Raw genomic sequence first — 673 nt, 5'->3', positions numbered from 1 at the left:
TGAGGAGACGGGGCGGACCATCCCATTAAACCGCGCACGCGGCTGAGCAGGAACGTGCCGACGTCCTGCTTGGGCGCGAGACCTGGTTCGACGGCCAGCTTGATCTCGATCCGGAGCGGCTTGTCTTCCTTGATGAGACGGGCGCATCGACAAAGATGGCGCGCATGCGCGGCCGGGCGCTGCGGGGCGAGCGCTGCCGGGCGCCAGTGCCGCACGGACACTGGAAGACAACCACCTTTGTCGGCGCCCTGCGCCTTGGCGGCATGACGGCACCGATGGTGCTCGACGGGCCGATGAATGGCGATGCCTTCCTAGCCTATGTCAAGCAGGTCTTGGTGCCCACGCTCGCCCCCGGGGACATCGTCGTGATGGATAATCTTCCGGCCCACAAACCCGCCGCTGTCCGAGCCGCTATCGAAGCCGCCGGGGCAAGCCTGCGCTACTTGCCGCCTTACAGCCCCGACTTCAATCCCATCGAGCTTGCGTTCTCCAAGCTCAAAGCCTTCCTCAAGAAAACGGCTGCCCGAACAATCAGCGCACTCTGGGCCGCCATCGCAGAGGCCGTATCCCGCTTCGCACCCGCCGAATGCCTCAACTTCTTCAAAGCGTGCGGCTATGACTATGATTGAGCTGAATCTGCTCTAGCCTTCCTTGTCCGGACTTTCCAAAATCA

Annotated in this window: 1 pseudogene; it reads left to right on the top strand. The window is 62.9% G+C overall.

Annotated elements, in window-relative coordinates:
• Positions 1-29: 29 nt before the first annotated feature.
• Positions 30-629: pseudogene (locus HOC_RS20675) on the top strand (IS630 family transposase); the annotation flags it as partial.
• Positions 630-673 lie beyond the last annotated feature (44 nt).

Source organism: Hyphomonas oceanitis SCH89 (assembly GCF_000685295.1).
GTDB lineage: Bacteria > Pseudomonadota > Alphaproteobacteria > Caulobacterales > Hyphomonadaceae > Hyphomonas > Hyphomonas oceanitis.
The sequence above is the reverse complement of the archived record's forward strand: the minus strand, read 5'-3'. Positions and strand labels throughout refer to the sequence as shown.